Origin of the sequence: Staphylococcus intermedius NCTC 11048 (assembly GCF_002902385.1) — a bacterium.
GTDB lineage: Bacteria > Bacillota > Bacilli > Staphylococcales > Staphylococcaceae > Staphylococcus > Staphylococcus intermedius.
On record NZ_PPQH01000103.1, the window covers coordinates 1 to 1,849 of the forward strand.

Consider the following 1,849-nt stretch of genomic DNA (forward strand, 5'->3'; position numbering starts at 1 on the left):
TGTTATCGTACGTTCAAACAAACTTGAACAAGGTACATCCATCTTGGCTAAAAAAGGTGCGGTTAAGTTAATCACAAAACGTGAGTTCTTCTTAGAGACCGATCGTGACCCATCTACTAAAACAACAGCTTTATATAGTGATAAGCACTATGTAGCTTACCTTTATGACGAATCTAAAGCGGTAAAAATAACTAAAGGTCAAGTAGATTCAGGTGACGAAGAAGTCCTTTAATGAAAGGGTGATTTAAATGAAGTTGTACGAAGTCGTTGAACGCTTCAAAGACGGTCAAGATGACAACTATTTGTATGAGGTGGGGGCATTATACCCCCGACCAGATTACAAGCCGTCAGAAGCACGCATTAAAGAATTAGAAACAGATAACAACCGTCGTAATATTGTTGCTATCGTCGAGGTCGATTTGACAACTTACAAAGTGGCTGAATTGAAAGATATTGCCGAACAGTATGATGTTGAAGTTGACTCATCAATGAAAAAGGCGGAATTGATTAAGGCGATTGAGGGTGTTGCATAATGCTACCTTTAGAAGTCAAACAGCTTAATCGAACACCTATTGACGACGATAGTAATGATGAGGTGTTGCAATCCTTAATTCTGTTTTATAAAGGGATAGCAGAAGAATATTGCAATAAGGTGTTTGTAGAGCCGTATCCGTTCGGCGTCAGAAAGTTTATTGCTGAAAGTATCAAATATGGTACTTCTGGTAACATTTCTAGTCGTTCGATGGGCACAGTATCTTATTCGTTTGTTACAGACTTACCTAAATCAACATATCGACACTTACGACCATTAAGGCAATTGAGGTGGTAGCATGTTCGACCCAATGAATGAGTATCCTCACAAAATAGAAATTGGTCGTATGGCATTAGTTGGTAGATATCCTAATCAAAAGCGCGAGTATGTTCGAGAACGTGAAATATTTGGCTTTATGGACACGCCTACAACGTCTGAGACGCTCAACTTCCGCCAGATGAATAAAACATTCGACCGCAACCTTTACACGCCATACAACGTCGAAATAAACGCAAATAACGTGTTTAGATACGAAAGTAAGTTATATCAAGTCGTTGGATATCCAATCGACCAAGGTGGTATGCATGAGGTCAATTTAACGCGATTGCAGGAGGTTCCAAATGGCAAAGGTTAAGTATGGCAACTGGGACTTGGTTGCTGAGTTGGACGATTATCGCGAAGAGATGGAAGATTGGGTTAAAAAAGGTGTTTTAAAAACGACGCTTGCCATTTATAACACAGCTGTCGCACTAGCACCCGTCGACTTAGGATACTTGAAAGAAAGTATAGACTTTAAAGTTACTGACGGCGGTTTCTCGTCTGTGATTAGCGTAGGGGCTGAGTATGCGATTTACGTTGAATTTGGTAGCGGCATCTACGCTACCGGCCCTGGTGGTAGTCGTGCACATAAGATACCATGGTCCTATAAAGGTGACGATGGCGAATGGTATACAACGCATGGACAACCAGCTCAACCGTTTTGGAATCCAGCTGTTGACGAGGGTAGAAAAGTGTTTGAACGATATTTCAGTTAGGAGTGTTGATATGTGGGTATCCGCTGAATCGTTACTATTTAATCAAATCATGAATAACTTAATCGACAACCCTATCACTGACAAGTTAGTCGGCGGTAGGGTTTTTGATTGCGTTCAAAAAGACGTGGATTACCCATATATCATCGTGGGTGAAACTAACGTGACTGAAAGCGAACGTTCCCCTGGCATGCGTGAGATTATTGCTATCACGTTCCATGTTTATAGTCAGTACGAGAACGGGGCGGAAGCGCGTGAGTTGCTACGTTTTTTGGACATAGCAGTA

5 protein-coding genes and 1 pseudogene are annotated in these 1,849 nt (G+C 41.3%); all 6 read left to right on the forward strand.

Features of this window, described 5'->3' with window-relative positions; translation table 11 throughout:
* Positions 1–232 (forward strand): annotated as a pseudogene (locus CD138_RS12850) (N4-gp56 family major capsid protein); the annotation flags it as partial.
* A 16-nt stretch (positions 233–248) separates the two neighbouring features.
* Positions 249–533, forward strand: a complete 285-nt coding sequence (locus CD138_RS12855; protein ID WP_019167202.1) for a Rho termination factor N-terminal domain-containing protein — start codon at positions 249–251, stop codon at positions 531–533.
* Positions 533–829, forward strand: a complete 297-nt coding sequence (locus CD138_RS12860) for a phage head-tail connector protein (RefSeq protein WP_019167201.1) — start codon at positions 533–535, stop codon at positions 827–829. Before CD138_RS12855 ends, CD138_RS12860 begins: the two co-directional genes overlap by 1 nt.
* A gap of 1 nt (position 830) precedes the next feature.
* Positions 831–1,166, forward strand: a complete 336-nt coding sequence (locus tag CD138_RS12865) for a phage head closure protein (RefSeq protein WP_103266008.1) — start codon at positions 831–833, stop codon at positions 1,164–1,166.
* A complete protein-coding gene (locus CD138_RS12870) occupies positions 1,153–1,566 on the forward strand; it encodes an HK97-gp10 family putative phage morphogenesis protein (RefSeq protein ID WP_019167852.1) in 414 nt (137 codons plus the stop codon). Before CD138_RS12865 ends, CD138_RS12870 begins: the two co-directional genes overlap by 14 nt.
* A 10-nt stretch (positions 1,567–1,576) precedes the next feature.
* The coding region (gp17, locus tag CD138_RS12875) for a tail completion protein gp17 (RefSeq protein ID WP_142380764.1) at positions 1,577–1,849 on the forward strand (273 nt) is incomplete at its 3' end.

Bases quoted from the DNA above. Each gene is read 5' to 3' on its own strand.
- CD138_RS12860 (WP_019167201.1), top strand. From the start codon at position 533: ATGCTACCTTTAGAAGTCAAACAGCTTAATCGAACACCTATTGACGAC.
- CD138_RS12870 (WP_019167852.1), top strand. From the start codon at position 1,153: ATGGCAAAGGTTAAGTATGGCAACTGGGACTTGGTTGCTGAGTTGGAC.
- CD138_RS12855 (WP_019167202.1), top strand. From the start codon at position 249: ATGAAGTTGTACGAAGTCGTTGAACGCTTCAAAGACGGTCAAGATGAC.
- CD138_RS12865 (WP_103266008.1), top strand. From the start codon at position 831: ATGTTCGACCCAATGAATGAGTATCCTCACAAAATAGAAATTGGTCGT.